The 17,061-nt window shown below is 72.4% G+C and carries 10 protein-coding genes and 1 riboswitch; of the genes, 9 read left to right on the top strand and 1 reads right to left on the bottom strand.

Features of this window, described 5'->3' with window-relative positions; genetic code table 11:
- Positions 1-265 precede the first annotated feature (265 nt).
- Positions 266-4,264 carry a type VII secretion protein EccCa gene (gene eccCa, locus FYX01_RS14855; protein WP_150241696.1) on the bottom strand — a complete coding sequence of 1,333 codons (3,999 nt, stop codon included), beginning with the start codon at positions 4,262-4,264 and terminating at the stop codon, positions 266-268.
- 666 nt (positions 4,265-4,930) lie between these two features.
- Between eccCa and FYX01_RS14850 the strand changes: the two genes are divergently transcribed.
- From FYX01_RS14850 to FYX01_RS14815, 9 genes are all read left to right on the top strand, one after another.
- Positions 4,931-5,260, top strand: coding sequence for a hypothetical protein (locus FYX01_RS14850; protein WP_150241694.1), 330 nt, complete (start codon positions 4,931-4,933; stop codon positions 5,258-5,260).
- Positions 5,261-5,279: 19 nt separating this feature from the next.
- Positions 5,280-5,576 (top strand): pore-forming ESAT-6 family protein, encoded by a 297-nt coding sequence (locus tag FYX01_RS14845; RefSeq protein WP_150241692.1) that lies wholly within the window; start codon positions 5,280-5,282, stop codon positions 5,574-5,576.
- Between the two features lie 50 nt (positions 5,577-5,626).
- Positions 5,627-6,604 carry a TNT domain-containing protein gene (locus tag FYX01_RS14840; RefSeq protein ID WP_150241689.1) on the top strand — a complete coding sequence of 326 codons (978 nt, stop codon included), beginning with the start codon at positions 5,627-5,629 and terminating at the stop codon, positions 6,602-6,604.
- Positions 6,605-6,696: 92 nt separating this feature from the next.
- A complete protein-coding gene (eccD, locus tag FYX01_RS14835) occupies positions 6,697-8,022 on the top strand; it encodes a type VII secretion integral membrane protein EccD (protein WP_150241687.1) in 1,326 nt (441 codons plus the stop codon).
- Positions 8,023-8,032: 10 nt separating this feature from the next.
- Positions 8,033-8,953 (top strand): ATPase, encoded by a 921-nt coding sequence (locus FYX01_RS14830; protein ID WP_150241685.1) that lies wholly within the window; start codon positions 8,033-8,035, stop codon positions 8,951-8,953.
- Between the two features lie 1,338 nt (positions 8,954-10,291).
- Positions 10,292-10,459: a hypothetical protein gene (locus FYX01_RS26185; RefSeq protein WP_223830468.1), complete on the top strand. Its 168-nt coding sequence runs from the start codon at positions 10,292-10,294 to the stop codon at positions 10,457-10,459.
- A 788-nt stretch (positions 10,460-11,247) separates the two neighbouring features.
- Positions 11,248-12,990, top strand: coding sequence for an NYN domain-containing protein (locus FYX01_RS14825; RefSeq protein ID WP_150241683.1), 1,743 nt, complete (start codon positions 11,248-11,250; stop codon positions 12,988-12,990).
- Positions 12,991-13,017: 27 nt separating this feature from the next.
- Complete coding sequence (locus FYX01_RS14820; protein WP_150241681.1) at positions 13,018-13,590, top strand: hypothetical protein; 573 nt, start codon at positions 13,018-13,020, stop codon at positions 13,588-13,590.
- A 421-nt stretch (positions 13,591-14,011) separates the two neighbouring features.
- Positions 14,012-14,192, top strand: a riboswitch (cobalamin riboswitch).
- A gap of 157 nt (positions 14,193-14,349) precedes the next feature.
- Positions 14,350-16,893 (top strand): ribonucleoside-diphosphate reductase subunit alpha, encoded by a 2,544-nt coding sequence (locus tag FYX01_RS14815; RefSeq protein ID WP_150241679.1) that lies wholly within the window; start codon positions 14,350-14,352, stop codon positions 16,891-16,893.
- The last annotated feature ends 168 nt before the right edge of the window (positions 16,894-17,061 follow it).

Below are 17,061 nucleotides of genomic sequence, written 5' to 3'. Positions count from 1 at the left end.
TCGGATACTGCCAACCGGGCTGGGCCGGGGGTGGCGGAGGCGCGAAGCGTGGCTGGTCGCCCTGCTCGAAGGGCTGGGACGGGGGCTGCATGGTGCTCCTCGGTGTCGTCGGGGACGTGCCGTGTGCGACGGCGTCAGAGTACGGAGGGGCGGGGACGGTTCCCGGCACACGTACGGTCCGACGCCGCGGAGACGGAGGTGGTCTGCCGGGGCGCCGGTCCGCGGAGGGCTTCGTCCGTCCGGGCCGGTACCTTCCGCGGACCGGTCACTCCCCCTCGTCACGGGGCTCGCGCAGCGCGGTCTGGACCAGGCGCGGGGAGCCGCCGCGGGTCACCCACTTGCCGCGTCCGGCGGGCTGGTTGGCCGCGTACACCCGGGGCAGCAGCTGGCCCTCGCTGCGGTCTCCGGACATCACCAGGGCGCTCGTGCCGATCTCGCGCATGGCCTGCACCAGAGGGTCGTACATGCCGCGCCCCGCACCGGCCACCCGGCGCGCCACCACGAAGTGAACGCCGATGTCGCGGCCGTTGGGCACGAACGGCACGAAGGGCGCCAGCGGCTTCTGGCCCGCCGTGGTGAGCACGTCGTAGTCGTCCGCGAGCACCACGATGCGCGGGCCCTTGAACGATCCCGGTTCCAGGGAGTCGACGTCCCCGTCCTCGGGCAGGCGCTCCTCCACCTCCTTGGCCACACCGCCCGCCAGCCCCGCGCACACGCGCGGACTGCTCGCGTACCCGCCCATGTACTCGTCGGGCACCACGTTGCGCAGGGTCCGGCGCGGGTCCATCACCGCGAACACGACCTCGTCCGAGGAGTACCGTTCCACCAATCCCTCGGCGACCAGCCGCAGCAGGTTGGTCTTGCCGCACTCCCCGTCTCCCATGACCAACAGGTTCTGGTCGCGTTCGAACAGGTCGAGCAGCACCGGCTCCAGGGCGCGCTCGTCCACGCCGATCGGCACGGCCCCGGGCTCCGACTCCGCCGTGGGCAGGGTGCGGGCCGACAGCCGGTGCGGCAGGATCCGCACCTCCGGGGCTCGCTTGCCCCTCCAGGCCCGGTCCACCGATCGCACGGCCTTCTCCACGGTCTCGCCCAGATTGTCGCTGTCGGCCACCCCGTCGATCCGGGGCAGCGCCACCTGGCCGAACAGCTTGGCGTCGGTGAGGATCCGGCCGGGGGTCTTCGCGCTGATCGTCTCCGACAGCTTGCGGTCGATCGTGGAGTCCGACGAGTCGTTCAGATGCAGCTCCACCTTCTGCCCGAAGTTGGACTGGGCGGCGATGCGCACGTCGTTCCAGCGCAGCATTCCCGCCACCACGTGGACGCCGAACCCGCCGCCGCGCTGCAGCAGCTCGGTGACTATCGGGTCGATGTCCTCGAAGTCCTTGCGCAGCGCGCCGAAGCCGTCCACGCAGAACACCACGTCGGCGCTGGCCAGCTCGGGGACCTCGCCGCGGGCGTGCATCCGGCGCAGCTGGGAGACCGAGTCGATCCCGCGCTCGCGGAACACCTCCTGCCGGTGTTCGAGCATCCCCCGGAGCTCCTCGACGGTGCGGCGCACCCGCTCGGAGTCGTTGCGCGCCGCCACCCCGCCCACGTGCGGCAGCACGGACAGCGACTGCAGGCCGCCGCCCATCAGGTCCAGGCAGTACACGGCCACCTGTTCCGGGGTGTGCGTGAGGGCCAGCGACAGCACCAGCGTGCGCAGCAGGGTCGTCTTGCCGCTCTGCGGGCCGCCGATGACCGCCGCGTGGCCGCCGGAGGCGGTCAGGTCGAGTCTCCACACGCCCTGCCACTGCTTGGCGGCGTCGTCCAGCAGACCCAGCGGGATCCGCATCGGTTCGTGCGTGCCGGGCAGCCGCAGCCCGAGACCGCTCTCCTCCGGCTCGCCCGCCACCTGGTCCAGGGTGGTCCCGGAGGGCAGCGGCGGCAGCCAGATCTCGCGTGTCCGCTCCCCGTGGCGGCCGAACTGGCCCACCATCACGTCCAGCAGGGTCGGCCCCATCGTGCGGGAGGGCATGGGCACGTCCTCGCCGGAGGGCTCGGCCGCCGCGCCCTCGGTCTGCTCCGCGTCGCTGTTGTAGGCGGTGTACAACCGCACCGAGGGAGTGCCGTCGGAGGGCTCCTCCTCGGCCACGGGGCCGCGGTAGGGACCGGACACGTACCCCGCCTTGAAGCGCTGGTAGACGCTGGTGTCCACCTTCAGGTAGCCGAACCCCGGCAGGGACGGCAGGTGGAAGGCGTCCGGGGTGTTGAGGACCGTGCGGCTCTCCTCCTCGGAGAAGGTGCGCAGGCCCAGCCGGTAGGAAAGGTAGGTGTCCAGGCCGCGCAGCTTGCCGCCCTCGATGCGCTGGCTGGACAGCAGCAGGTGCACGCCGATGCTGCGGCCGATCCGGCCGATGGACAGGAACAGTTCGATGAAGTCGGGGCGGGCGGTCAGCAGTTCGCCGAACTCGTCGATGATCACCAGCAGGTGCGGCAGCGGCGGCAGGCTCGGGTCGTGCTCGCGCTTGTAGGTGTAGTCGCCGATGTTGGCCACGTTCCCGGCGTCGCGCAGGACCTGCTGTCGGCGCTGCACCTCGCCGGACAGGCTCGCGTACACGCGCTCGATCAGCGCGGCGTCGTCCTCCAGGTTGGTGATCACCCCGGCCACGTGCGGCATGTCCTCGAACGGGGCGAACGTGGCGCCGCCCTTGTAGTCGACCAGGACCATGCTCACCCGCTCGGGAGGGTGGGAGGCGGCCAGCGCCAGCACGAGGGTGCGCAGCATCTCGCTCTTGCCGGAGCCGGTGGCGCCCACGCACAGGCCGTGCGGTCCCATACCCAGCTGCGCGGACTCCTTGAGGTCCAGGATCACGGGTCGGCCCATGTCGTCCACGCCGACGGGCACCCGCAGGAACGCCCGTTCGCTGCGCGGCGCCCACAGCCGCTGCACGTCCATCGCGCCGGGGTCCTGTACGCCCATCATCGCGGGGAAGTCGACGCTGCCGCCCTCCTGCGCTGTCTCCTCGACCGACTCGGGGGACAGGCGCAGCGGGGCCAGCATGCGGGCCAGGCCGGTGAGGGTGGCGGCGGAGACGTCGTCCACGGTGCCGGTGGTCACCACCGGGTCGGCGCCGCGCAACTCCTCGACGCGGACCCGGTCGCCGCTGACCGTGACACGCACGTTCACGTCGCCGGGTTCGTCGATCTGCCGGGACACCAGGTGCAGCACGGTGACGCCCAGGTCGGCGGGGCCCACGGCGTCGTCGGGGCGTACGAGTTCGGCGGCCACACCACCGTGTGTGTCGTGGACGACCAGCAGCCGACGCATCATCCGGTAGGCCTCGCGTTTGCCCATGCCACGGCGGACCTCGGAGGCGAAGTCGGTGCGCGAGCGCAGTTCGTCGGCGAGCAGCCCTCCCAGCTTGGCGGGGTCGGGGGCGATCAGGCGGACGGCGGCGCCACCCTCGCGCCGCTGCGGGTCCAGGACCTGGGGGAACCAGGGCAGCCACGACCAGTCGTCGGTGTTCTCGGCGGGGTAGGACACGGCGATCCCGGCGTCCTCGGGGGCGTGGAAGGCCCCGAACTGGACGGCCATGGCGCGCACCAGGCGCATCACGTCCTCGCGTTCGCCGATGACGCTGACGTTCCCGGCCATGTCCAGGGGCAGGGTGAGCGGCATCTCGGGGACCGACGCGAACCGGCGGATGGCGGCCTGCGCCTCGGAGAGCATGAACGGGTCGGTGGGGGTCAGAGCGGTGCCCTGCTCGGCGAGCCGGAGGGGGCGGCCCTCGGTCAGGCCGGTGCCCACGCGCACCCGCAGGAAGTCGCGGTGCCTGCGGCGGCGCTCCCACAGCCGGGTGGGGTCGCGGACGATGTCGTACAGGGCCTCGGGGGGCGGGTCGAGCAGGCGGGCGTGGGCGCGGGTGCGCTGTTCCCAGCCGGTGAGCTCCTCGCGCAGCTCCTCCAGGTACTGCAGGTAGAGGTCGCGCTGGTTGCGGCGCTGCCGACCGACCTGGCCGCGCCGCGAGAAGAGCATGGCCAGGGCGGCGAGGAGGGCCACGACCAGGATGACGCCGCCCAGCGCTATGAACGCCGGGTTGCGCATGACCATCATGATGGTCATCGACGCCATCATGCCGACCATCGGCAGGATGGTCATCAGGGGATTGCCCTGCGCCTTGCCGTCGGGGAGGGTCGGCGGGGCCTCCACCTCGTGGGGTTCCTGGGCCGGAGTGGGATGCACGGTTCGTGTCGGCCGGTGCACGACGCGAAGGCTCATCGGCTTTCCTCTCGGCGCAGGGGGCGGGAAGACGAGGGACGCGGGGGACGACGCTGGAGTGCGGGAAAACCCTATCGAAGTCGGTGTCAAAGGGACTTTCCGTTACGGCCGGCCCACACGCCGAGCGGGGGTGTCGTCAGGTGCGACGGTCAGCGGAACGTGTTGGTTCTGTCGCGATGCGTCGGATATCCCCACGTCAGGGGAGGCGGTCCTCATGGAGCACGGTGGGCGGCGGAGCCGTCGGTGAGGTCGGTCGGCAGGTCGTCGGTGAGGCCGGTCCGCGGGGCGCGCGGGGCGACCGCGTCGTGGCTCACGAGGGCTCCCCCGTGGGTGTCGCCGGAGGGGAGACCCCACCGAACCGCGGACGGAGGACACGGCGCGCTCGCCCGGGAAACGGGGAGGGACGGCGTACCCGCCGTGGCCGGATCCGGCCACGTGCTCCGGTCCTGCCAGGGTGCCCCCGGCGGTCCCGCGTCCCGTCGCCCACCGGCGCGGATCGTGCCTGTTTCTCCGTCGGAGGCCACTTGTATGATGCAGATCCTCCCTATCGGCGGAATCGAGTCCGTTGCCCGGCCGCGGCCCCCTCCGAACCATGAACACTCCGCGTGCATCCTCCCCTGCGGGAGGCGACGGCCTCGCGAGGACCCCCGGAAAGCAGGTGAACAGTTGTCACGTTGGGAAATCGGTAGCAACACCCTGAACGCCCTGTCCCAGAACACCGGAACCACCGGTGACGAGCTGAGCAGCCTCATCCAGCAGCTCGTCCAGGCGGCGGAACCCCTGGCCGGCAAGTTCGACGGCGCGGGCAAGGCCGCGTTCGACTCCTTCAAGGCGCGGGCCGACGGCATCGCCGCGGACCTCCGCGCGGGTCTCGGGTCCATCCAGGAAGGCCAGACGGGCATGAACAGCGCCTTCAGCACCGGTGCCGAGACCATGGCCGACGACGCCAACCAGAGGATGGGCTCGGCCAACTTCGACGCCGCCAAGTTCCGCTGACCCCCGGTAAGGAGCACCCGTGAGCAACAACGCCTACGACGTCGGCGCCTCCCAGGAGGCCCAGGGCAACATCAACACGATCACGAACCGCCTCGAAACGCTGATCGGCGAGCACGACACGGACGTCAGCCAGGCCATGGCCGAGTTCGAGGCCACCGGCGTCTCCGAGGAGTACAGCTCCAAGGAGCTCAAGTGGCACAACGCCGGTAACGAGGTCCGCGAGATCATCCGGCTCGTGCGCGAGACGCTGGAGACCAACGACTCCACCGCGCAGGAGGCCCTGAGCCGCGCCAACGCCGCGGTCCAGAACATCTGACCGGTCCCGGGCGGGACGGACGACACCACGAGAGGCAGTGAGGAGCACGGTTGGCACGCGACTACGACAGTCAGCTGCTGGAGTCCGTCGCCGTGCGCCGGCAGCGTCTGCGCGAGGCGGTGCTCTTCGGCGGCCAGCGCACCAGGCGCCGTCTGGACGAGAACTTCGGCAAGGTGGCGATCAGCGCCTGCCTCGCCGCGGTCATCTGCGGCGGTACCGTCGGCTGGTCCTTCGTCAGCAACCAGCTCAGCACCCAGCGGGTCGAGCAGGAGCAGGCGCAGTCCGGCCCGGCGGGCAACGCCGTCCCGCCCATCCCCGGTGACTGGGTCGGCTCCCAGGTCACGTTCGAGGACCTGCGAGGGGAACTGGACGCGGCGGGGGTCCCAGAGAGCCTGTACGTGCTGCCCGGAGAGTCCCGTCCCGCACCCGGGACCATCGACAGCTACTACCTGCTCACCCAGGACGCCGATGGCTATCTGGCCGCGGCCGTCATCGACTTCGACCAGGGCCGTCCCGGCACGGAGTTCACCACCGAGGACCAGGCGGCCCGCTGGCTCTTCCAGGAGTTGGCCACCACCGAGCCCGAGCCGACCGTCCTCACCCAGGCCGAGGAGGGGGAGACCGCCGAGGCCGTGGCGGAGCTGGGCACCGAGGTGCGCGAGAACCTGGAGGAGCGCAGCGGCGGCTCCTACCTGCACGGTCTGGAGGTCGGCGACGTCGTGGACGCCTTCGGCCAGGAGAGTGGCCGCTACCTGTTCCCCGACGGCACCCCCTTCGAGGAACGCGGCCTGCCCGACCACGCCCGCACCGGTCCCGACGGCGAGGACCTCTACCACCGCTACCGGGTCATCCACCCCTTCCAGGTGAGCGCCACCAGCGCTCCCGCGCACGAGGACCACCCCGGCGGGGGCGTCCGCTTCATCCTCGACACGGCCGGGTTCAGCGAGGTTCCCCCGACTCCGACCGTCCGCTGGCTGATCGGCCACGGCTACCTGGAGCGCATCGCCGTGAACGACGTGCCCGGCTAGGGAGCGCCCGAGGCGGCCCGGGGGCGAGGTGCCCGGGCCCGACAGCGGTGGCCCCCGCCACCGGCAGACGCAGCAGCGACGATTGGAAGGCAATGACCGCTTGGAGCCGGGTGACGCTCGTCGGCGAGGAGCGCAGGGTCGACGCGGTCCTGCCCGCGGGCGAACCCGTGGGCGCTCTCATGCCGGAGGTGCTCGACCTCCTCGGTGACCGGGTGGAGAATCCGGCCAGGCTGCGGCACCTGGTGACCGCATCCGGGATCGTTCTGGACGGCGACACCACACTCACGGACCGCCAGGTCGCCGACGGCGCCGTGCTGCGGCTGGTCCGTGCGGAGGACCCGGTGCCCGCCCCGGTGGTGCACGAGGTTCCCGAAGCGGTTTCCATGGCTCTGGACGACCACCAGGGGCGCTGGTCACCGGACGCGGCACGGTGGACCGCCACGGGGTCGCTGGTCGCCCTCACCCTGGGCGCGGGCTGGATCGTGCAGGGGTACTTCTCGGGGACCGGCGGCCTCGTCGGGCTGGCCGTGGTCGCCGCCGTGCTCGTGGCGACGGGCGCGGTGATCGGACCGGCCTGGCGGGAACCCCTGGGCACGGCGCTGGCGATCAGCGGCACCGCGGTCGGCGGGCTGGCGCTGTGGCTGGCCTGCGATCACCTCGGCTGGCCCGAGTGGGTCCGCTGGGGCGGCGGCGCCGCCCTGGTCGCCGGACTGGTCCTGCTGCTCGGCCTCACCTCGAACCTGGGCCGGGGCGGGCTGACCGGCGGCGGCGTCGGGCTCGCCCTGGCCGCCGTGTGGTCGGTGGGTGCGGCGCTGGGCCTGCCCACGTACCAGGTCGCCGCCATCATGGCGGTGGCCTGCGTGATCCTGCTGAGCCTGCTGCTGCGGCTGGCCCTGATGTTCTCGGGACTGGCGGTCCTGGACGACCGGCGCAGCTCAGGAGAGGCGGTGGCCCGGGGCGACGTGCTCACCTCGGTGGCGGGAGCCCACCGGAGCCTGGTGATCGCCACGGTGGCGGTGGGGGTCGCCGCGGCCACCGCGGGGATCGGCCTGGCCACCCGCTTCGACTGGTGGACGGCGGGGCTGTCGGTGGTGCTGGCGCTCGTGGTGGCCAGCCGGGCCCGGCTGTTCCCGCTGATCGCGCAGAAGACGGTACTCGTCGCCGCGAGCCTGGTGGTGCTGGTGGCCTTCCTGTTCTCCTGGGCGAACGCCGTGGCGTGGGGTGTGTGGCCCGCGCTGGGGGTCGCGGTGGCGGTCGCGGCCGTTCCGGCGGTGGTGCTGTCCATCGAGCAGCCCGAGCACGTGCGTGCGCGGCTGCGCGGTGTCACCAGCCGGTTCGAGGCGATCGCCGTCGTCGTGCTGGTACCCCTGGCGATCGGTGCGTTCGGTACTTTCCAGCGGCTCCTCACGACCTTCTGAGCGGGGGACGATGAACACTTCCCAGACCGAGGCCGCGCCCGCGCCGACCTCCGCGAGCCCGGACGGCTCCCGACCGGTTCCCGGCGATGGCTGGGTGCGCCGGGTCGGGCGCGCCGTCCTGCGGCCGTTCCGGCCGGTGGACGGGGTCGCCGAGGCCATCGCGTTGGGGACGCGGTTGCAGCGCCCCACCGCGACCGGCCGTCGGATCGTCGTGGACGACCTGGGATCGGGCGCCGACGCCGCGGTGGTGACCGCCCTGGTCGCCCGTTCCCTGGCCCACTTCCGCCACGACCGGGTGCTGGCCGTGGACGCCACCGCCCGGGGGCCGTCGCTGGCCGAGCGGCTCGGTGCCGACGGGGCCGGCGACCTCGCCGGGGTGGACGCCGCCTCCTTCGACTCGGTACGCGACAGCCTCGGCGAGGTCACCGCGCGCCTGTGGACGGTGCGGGCCGCCTCGGACGGCGCGGGGACCTACATGTCCGGGCTGCTGCCGATCTCCCGCTTCTTCGGGGTGACCCTGGTGGCGGGGGAGTCGGGAGGTTCCTTCGTGGAGGCCGTCGGTGAGGGGACGCACGCCCGGGTGCGGGTGGTCCGCGCGACCCGGGACGCCGCACTGAGGGTCGGCCGGGAGTTGGACGGACTGGTCCGGGACGGACGACAGGAGGAGGCGGGGCGGACCGTGGTGGTCCTCTTCCACGAGCGGCGGCGCGAGGACCCGGAACTGGACGTGGCGCGTACCGTCCGCATCATCTCCGAGAGCGGCGCGGGCGTGATCGTCCTGCCGTACGACCGGCATCTGGCCCAGGGGACGGCCGTGTGTCCGCGGCTGATCGGCGAGGCCACCCACCGGACCGTGCAACTGGTGGCCGCCGAGGCCCTGGACCGGGCCGTCGACGGGGCCGGGCGAGCACGTGCGGAAGGAGGGGAGTAGGCCATGGACCAGCACCAGCGACCCGACCCGGAGGAGGACTCCTCCCGGGAGGCGGAGCAGCCCGACCGGGGAACCCCTCCCGGCGGTCGGCGACCCCTCCGGCAGCCGGGGGCGGGCGCACCGCCCCAGCCCGGTCCGCAGGGGTACGCGGCTCCCAGCGGCCCGCAGCCTGCTGGTGGCCGGACTCCGCCCGGTGGGCAGGACGCCCGACAGCGGGGGACCGCCGCGCCCAGCGGCCCGCAGCCCCCGCAGGCCGGTGCGTGGTTTCCCGAAGGGCCGGTGCACGGCCGGGGCACCCCGCCCGGTGGTGTGCGGGGCGAGGAGTGGCCACCGCGGCAGGGCCCGTTCCCTCCGGCCCCCTACGCCGTCGAGCCGCCCGGGCCGCACGAGCCCACCGGTCCGAACCAGGCGACATGGGCGGGGCCCTCGGGGCCGCAGCGGCCCCCGGCGGCGCCCGGGGACACGCCGCCGCGTGCCTTCGCTCAGGACTCGGTGGCCGAGGCCTTCCTGTCCGGCACACCCATGCCCGCGCCGCAGCCCCAGCAGCCCCCGGAACCTCCCCGGGGCCCGCAGCGTCCCCGGCGGTACGGACCGCCCTCGGGGCCGCAGCAACCCCAGCCGCCGCAGCCGCCGCAGCAGCCGTGGCGGGGGCCGGCCTCCGGCGTGCCCCCGCACCCGAGTGCGGCGGCTGCTCCGCCGGCCGCCCCTCCCGTGGCGCCTCCTCCCGGCGCTCCGCCCGCGCGTCCTCCGGAGCCCCCGCCCCAGGAACCGGCGCGGGGCCAGGAGCCCTCTCCGCCGCCGGAACGCCGGAAGGGGGGCACGCCCGCCCGTGCGTGGTTCGGGACGCCACCGCCCGCCGACACGTCACGTCCTCGGGAGGCTTCCGGGCAGAGCCGTGGACCCCGGAAGGTCGGCCCGCCGCGTCCCGCCGATCCGCCGACCGTCAGCCCGGGGGGCGAGGAGGACGCACACGACCCCGACGCCGAGGAGACGGACGTCTTCCTGGTCCTCAGCGCCGACCGGCGCGCCCGGAAGGAGAGGGAGGAGAAGGAGGAAGGGGAGGGACAGGAGGATCCGGGGGACGAGGACTCCCCGGTGCACCGGAACTCCCCTACACCCGCTCCTGCGGCGGGGGAGGCCGCACCCTCCCCCGCCGCGCCCGAGGGCGGCCCGACGCCGGGGCCGCGTGGCTCCCAGGGTGTTACGGCCGCGCCCCAGACGGGCACCAAGCGTCCGGAACAGTTCCGGGGCACGCTCGGGGAAGGACCCCCCGGCCCCCCGGACGCCTCCGTGCGGTCGGGACTCACGCAGCCGGAGTCCGCACAGCCGGAGTCCGCGGTGTCGGGGGCCCCGGGGATCGAGTCCTGGATCGAGGCGGCGAACGACGGACACACCCCCGTTCCGGGCGGATACGAGCAGCGGATCGCCGCCGTGAAGCGGATCCCGGCCTCCCCCTGGCGGCGCGCCGTCTTCGCCGCCACCGGAGGACGGCTCAACCTCGGTTGAGCCCGTGGCCGGGTGGCGGGACGGGAGGCGGGATCGCTCTCGCACCGCTCCGGTCCCGGACCCCGCTCTCCGGTGGAGTGTCTCCCGACGCCGCCGACGATGACCGTTGCCGGACACCAGACACTCCCGAATCCCCAGATACGGAACAGCCGGATTCGGGACCGGAGGCACTCCCCGAGGAAGGTGTGACCGCTGGGGGAGAAGGGGCCGAAGGAACCGAAGGGAATCCTGACGGCGGCGCGGGTGCGTCGGACAACGATGTGCCCACCAATCCCGGGACGGGTCCCGACGAGGAGGCATCCGGTGGGGAGGAGGCCCCGGACCACGGCGGACCCGCCCGGGGCCCGGCGGCCGACGGGGGCGGCCCGACCGCGGCCCCCCGCCCCCCGGGCACGGCTCCGGCAGGTCACGGGGAGGCCGGCGACGCGTTCACCGGTTCGGCCCGTGGAGCGCGGGGGATCCTCATGCGTTCGGCACGGACGCGGTCCGGTTCGACCCGTTACCCGGCCGGGGAACGGATATCCGAACCCTCTCGGAACAGGACGCCGTAGTGAGCGCGACCGTGGTCCCGGCAGCTCCCATGCGCACCCGGGGCCCGGATTCCACCCGGCTTTTTCGGGACCCCTCCGCGAAGGGTGAGTCCACGATCACCCGGAAGAACCGTCTTCGTGTGGTAAGTCCATGACTCTCTGTGTTGGCAAGGGGCACGCAAAACCATACAGACTTGGCTAGGCTGTGCCCCGGTCATGGACATGGCCCAGAGACAACAGGGAAGGGGGGCGGTGTGAGTGGACCGCTGCGCGTTGTTCGTTGACGCGGGGTACCTTCTCGCGGACGGCGCGATGGCCGTGCACGGAACCCGCAACCGGGACTCCGTCTCCTGGGATTACACCGGTCTCGTCCAGTTCCTCAACGAGGTCGCGCGGGACCGCACCGGTCTGCCGCTCCTCCGCTGCTACTGGTACGAGGCCGTCGCCGACGACCGGCGGACCCAGGAACAGGACGGCATCGCCGACATCCCCGGTATCAAGTTCCGCGCCGCGCGTATAAGGCCGGGACGCCGCGAGGGCGTGGAGAGCTACGTCCAGCGGGACCTCACCACGCTGGCCCGCACCGGCGTCCTGTGCGACGCCGTCCTGGTCAGCGGTGACGAGGACATGGCCCCCGTCGTCGCGGACGTACAGGACATGGGTGTGCGCGTCACCGTCGTGCACATCTCCGTGGAGGGGAACTGGACCATCTCCCGCGCTCTGCGCCGGGAGTGCGACGACCTCATCGAGATCGGCGCGGGACACCTGCGCCCGCACGTCAACCTGCTCTCCAGCGGCGGCTCCGCCCAGGAGACGGCGGCCAAGACCACCACGCCGTTCGCCAACGGCCGCGCCCGCTCGGCGCCCGAGACCCCGAGACAGCCCGTCGCGGCCCAGCCCGGTGGGAACCGGGTCGAACCGGCCGCCTCCTCGGACGCGGGCCTGGAGGCGATGTTCGCCGGGACCGGCGGGCAGCCCGCCCCCCAGGGCAATGCCATGGACCAGCTGCGCGCCATGCGCCGGAGCCTCGCCCAGCAGCGCGGCGGCGACCACCTGGCCGGATCCGGATCGGACGGCCAGCAACACGGCGCCGTCGACGCCAACGGGTTTCCCTCCGGCGGGCAGCCCCCGCCGAACGTGGGGGGCAACGGCGCCTATCCCGGTGCCTCGATGACCGGAGGCCACCCGGCTCCGAACGGTCAGGGGGGATATCCCCACACCGGTGGACACCCGTCGCCGCGCGGCACCGACCAGTCGGGTTACGGGCTGCCGGCGAGACCGGGACAGCCCATGACGGGGCCGCAGCAGTCCTTCGCACACGGGACCGGGTCACAGCAGCCCTTCAGCGGCGGGACCGGGCCGCAGCGCTCCTTCGCGCACGGGACCGGGTCACAGCAGCCCTTCAGCGGCGGGACCGGGCCACAGCAGTCCTTCGCGCACGAGACCGGACCGCAGCGCTCGTTCGCCCAGGAAGGGCAGCACGGGCAGCCGGGGCACACACCACCACAGAGAAACGGACCACCACAGGACCCAAGGTTCGGTGCCGGGGACAACTCCGGCTTCGGGGGTGCGTCCGACGCAAACCCTACCTATGGGACCAGTACGGAAACTGACACCGCCTACCGCGGTGGGGCGGTCTCCTCCTACGGAGGGCCGCCGCCTACTGGTCCCGAGCACGCCGGCCGGTTCAGCACCGGCGACTACCAGGAACCGCGTCCCAGTCCTGGATATCCCCAGCAGACGCATCTCGCCGCGCATACCGTTGACGAAGCGGTGCATGTCGCGCACAGAGAAGGGAACGACTTCGCGGAGTCGATCGCTCGTGAGGCGCCCGCCCTGTGGGTCGAGGCCGTTCTCGCCCGCAGACCCAGGATGCCCTCCGACCTGGAGGCGCGCCTGCTTCAGGGCTCCTCGCTGCCGATCGACCACCTGTTGCGCGACGAGGTTCGGGACGGACTGCGCCAGGGGTTCTGGCAGGCACTGGAGCGCGCCAGACCCTGACCTTGAGCATGGGAGTGCGAGTAGGGGATGGGGGCGATGCGGTTGACCCACGTGACGACGGCAGAACTCGACCGTTTGGAATTCCACGCCGTTCGGTCGGGTGAACACGGACCGGTCGCCGCCCAACTCCTGGACCTGGCCAACCGGGTCGACGCCGGAAGCGAGATCTCCCGCGCGGAGCTGTTCGTGCGCGCGGGAGAGCAGTGGGAGATCGCCCAGGAGTTCGAACGCGCCTGCGCGGCCTACCAGCGGGCGATCGACGACGGAGGGCCCACGGTGATCGACGCGCACGCGCTCAGCGCCGGGGCCCTGCTGCACCTGGACGAGGCCGAACAGGCCCACGCCCACCTCAAGCGCCTGGAGGCGGAGGACCCCCCGGGCCTGCAGACCTACATCCACGTCGCCGAGGCGCTGTACGCCCACGACGACATGGAGGGGGCCGAGCGGTGGGCGACGGTCGGCGCGGACCGCTTCCTCGGCCTGGCCGCCTCGCCCTACGTCCACGACCTCCTGATGGAGCTGCTGCGGATCCGCTTCCGTATCCGCGTCGACCTGGGGCTGGACGAGGACGCCCTGGACCGGCGGCTCGACGAGGGGTGATCCCCGCCGGGACCGGCGCGGCGAGGAGACGGACGAGTGAGCTTTCCGACGCCCACGGGGGGCGTGTGACACGCCCGGACCGGCCGTCCGCGCGGGGCCGTACGTGCGGGGCCTGGCCGGGGCGGCCGTGGGACCGGGTACGCCAGGTTCCGAGGACGTGCCCGAGCCGCCGTGGGCGGGTTTTCGTGGCGTGGGGGGACACCTCGGGGAAGTGGCGGGTACGGGCGGCCCCAGCGACGACCTAGGCTGTGTCGAGTCGCCCCCGAACGGTCCCCGACGAGGCGTGATCCCTCCGGTGAGCGGGCGTGCGCGGGTCCCTCATACCATGCTGTGAGCGCGTGTTCGACAGTCGTCGAAGAACCTGAGAAATCAGTGACACGCCATTATCTTGCGGTGTTCCAACCCTCCATCCCCTAGATGTAGTATCTCTCCCGCTGGTGGTTCACCTCCTGGGGTGAGGCAAGAGGGAATCCGGTGTGAATCCGGGGCTGCCCCGCAGCGGTGAGTGGAGATGAGGCCGCCACAGGCGCCGGGAACCCCGAGGACATCCCGGAGAGGTGACCTCCACAAGCCCGAAGACCTGCCACCGGTGCGCACGTGAGCGTGCGCCGACGACGGGGCTTCGAGGGTGAGCCGCCGCGATCCACCGGTCGACGACCGTACGCACCCGGTGCGCCGGTCCACCGGTGGGTACCGTGCGCCTCGCATCTCGGTCCCCTCCCCGCCGGGACTCTTCTATTGAGGTTTTGGAGCCGCTGTATGACCCTTGACGTCGAAGCCGTGCCCGCATCCGTTCGGTCCGCGCCGAACAACGACGGCAGTCCCCCCGCCGCCGACCGGATCGAGCACGTCGTGGCCGAGGCCTGCGCGCGGCTCACCGGTGTTTCGGCGGAGAAGGTCCTCACCGAGGCCCGTCGCGGCTTCTACCCCGGAATCCCCGACGCCGAGGTGGAGCTGGCCCTGGTCATGGCCGCCCGCAGCTTCGTGGAGGTGGACCCGGACTACTCGTACGTGGCCGCCCGCCTGCTGCTGCACACGCTGCGCCGCGAGGCACTCACCTTCATCAGCGGCTCCCCCGACGCCGCCAGCCAGTCCGAGATGGGCGAGCGCTACGCCCCCTACCTCGCCGACTACGTCAGCCGCGGCATCGACCTCGGCCAGCTCGACCCCGCGCTGGCCGGGTTCGACCTGGACCGCCTGGGCGCCGCGCTGCGTCCCGAGCGCGACGAGCAGTTCACCTTCCTCGGTATCCAGACCCTCTACGACCGCTACTTCCTGCACAGCGACGAGGTCCGCTACGAGCTGCCGCAGGCGTTCTTCATGCGCGTGGCCATGGGCCTGGCCCTCAACGAGGACGACCGCGAGGCCCGCGCCATCGAGTTCTACGAGCTGCTGTCCTCGTTCGACTTCATGGCCTCCACGCCCACCCTGTTCAACTCGGGCACCGTGCGGGCCCAGCTGTCCTCCTGCTTCCTCACCACCGTCGGCGACGACCTGCACGCCATCTTCCACGGCATCAGCAACAACGCGATGCTGTCCAAGTACTCCGGCGGCCTCGGCAACGACTGGACCCCGGTGCGCGGTCTGGGCTCGCACATCCGCGGGACCAACGGCAAGAGCCAGGGCGTCGTCCCGTTCCTGAAGATCGCCAACGACACCGCCGTGGCAGTGAATCAGGGAGGAAAGCGCAAGGGCGCGGTCTGCGCCTACCTGGAGACCTGGCACATCGACATCGAGGAGTTCCTCGACCTCCGCAAGAACACCGGTGACGAGCGCCGCCGCACCCACGACATGAACACCGCGAACTGGGTTCCGGACCTGTTCATGAAGCGCGTGGAGCAGGGCGGCACCTGGACCCTGTTCTCGCCGGACGAGGTCCCCGAGCTGCACGACAAGTACGGCGCCGAGTTCGCCGAGGCCTACGCCCGCTACGAGGCCGAGGCCGAGGCCGGGCGGATCAAGGTCTCCAAGAAGATCCCGGCCGTCGACCTGTGGCGGCGCATGCTCACCATGCTGTTCGAGACCGGGCACCCGTGGATCGCCTTCAAGGACCCGGCCAACCTGCGCTCTCCGCAGCAGCACGTGGGCGTGGTGCACTCCTCCAACCTGTGCACCGAGATCACGCTGAACACCAGCGCCGACGAGGTCGCGGTCTGCAACCTGGGCTCGGTCAACCTGGCCCAGCACGTGGGCCCGGACGGCCTGGACGCCGAGCGCCTGCGCGGCACCGTCCGCACCGCCGTGCGCATGCTCGACAACGTCATCGACGTGAACTTCTACACGATCCCCGAGGCGCGCCGCGCGAACATGCGCCACCGCCCCGTGGGCCTGGGCCTGATGGGCTTCCAGGACGCCCTGTTCAAGCTGCGCACGCCCTTCGCCTCCGAGGGCGCGGTGACGTTCGCCGACGAGAGCATGGAGCTGATCAGCTACTACGCCATCGAGGCCTCCATGGAGCTGGCCTCCGAGCGCGGCGCCTACGAGAGCTTCGAGGGCTCGCTGTGGAGCCGGGGCGTGCTGCCGATCGACTCGCTGCGGCTGCTGGCCGAGGCGCGCGACGGCGACCTGGACATGGACCGGGGCGAGACCCTGGACTGGGACTCGCTGCGCGAGCGCGTCAGGGCCACCGGCATGCGCAACTCCAACGTGATGGCGATCGCCCCGACCGCGACCATCGCCAACATCACCGGTGTGGGCCAGTCGATCGAGCCGGTCTACCGCAACCTGTACGTCAAGTCGAACATGTCCGGCGACTTCACCGTGGTCAACCCCTACCTGGTGCGCGACCTCAAGGCGCGCGGGCTGTGGGACGACGACATGGTCTCCGCGCTGAAGATGCACGACGGCAGCCTCGGCGCCGTCGACCGCGTCCCGGACGACCTCAAGGCCCTGTACGCCACCGCGTTCGAGATCGATCCGGAGTGGCTGGTGGACGCCGGTTCGCGCCGCCAGAAGTGGATCGACCAGGCCCAGTCGCTGAACCTGTACATGGCGGCGCCCAGCGGCAGGAAGCTCGACTCCCTGTACCGCCGTGCGTGGCGCTCCGGCCTCAAGACCACCTACTACCTGCGTTCGCAGAGCGCCACGCACGTGGAGAAGAGCACGCTCAAGGGCACCGACGGCCGCCTCAACGCGGTCGCCGCCACCCCGGCGGCCGGCCCCGCCGCCTCGCCCGCACCGTCCCCGAGCCCGAACCCGGCGCCCGGCACCGGCGGCGCGAGCGCCGCGGAGGAGGACGAGTTCGAGGTCGTCGACGACCAGGCCTGCTCGATCGACGACCCCGAGTGCGAGGCCTGCCAGTAACCCCGCCGTCCCGGTGGCCGGGCGCCCTCCCCGGGTGAACGGCCGCCGGCGGCCGGGCGGTCCGGGAGCGGACCGCCCCCGCCCCTCGCGGGCGACGGCCCTCGGGCCGCGGAGGAGGCTTCGCGGCCCTGCACCAGAAACGACGTGTCCGGTACGGCCGGAGAACGG

It is taken from the genome of Nocardiopsis quinghaiensis (assembly GCF_008638365.1).
GTDB classification, from domain to species: Bacteria; Actinomycetota; Actinomycetes; order Streptosporangiales; family Streptosporangiaceae; genus Nocardiopsis; species Nocardiopsis quinghaiensis.
Note: the sequence above shows the minus strand (reverse complement) of the source record. Positions and strands in the feature narration are given on the sequence as shown.

Bases quoted from the DNA above. Each gene is read 5' to 3' on its own strand.
- FYX01_RS14815 (WP_150241679.1), top strand. From the start codon at position 14,350: ATGACCCTTGACGTCGAAGCCGTGCCCGCATCCGTTCGGTCCGCGCCG.
- FYX01_RS14820 (WP_150241681.1), top strand. From the start codon at position 13,018: ATGGGGGCGATGCGGTTGACCCACGTGACGACGGCAGAACTCGACCGT.
- eccD (WP_150241687.1), top strand. From the start codon at position 6,697: ATGACCGCTTGGAGCCGGGTGACGCTCGTCGGCGAGGAGCGCAGGGTC.
- eccCa (WP_150241696.1), bottom strand. From the start codon at position 4,264: ATGAGCCTTCGCGTCGTGCACCGGCCGACACGAACCGTGCATCCCACT.
- FYX01_RS14830 (WP_150241685.1), top strand. From the start codon at position 8,033: ATGAACACTTCCCAGACCGAGGCCGCGCCCGCGCCGACCTCCGCGAGC.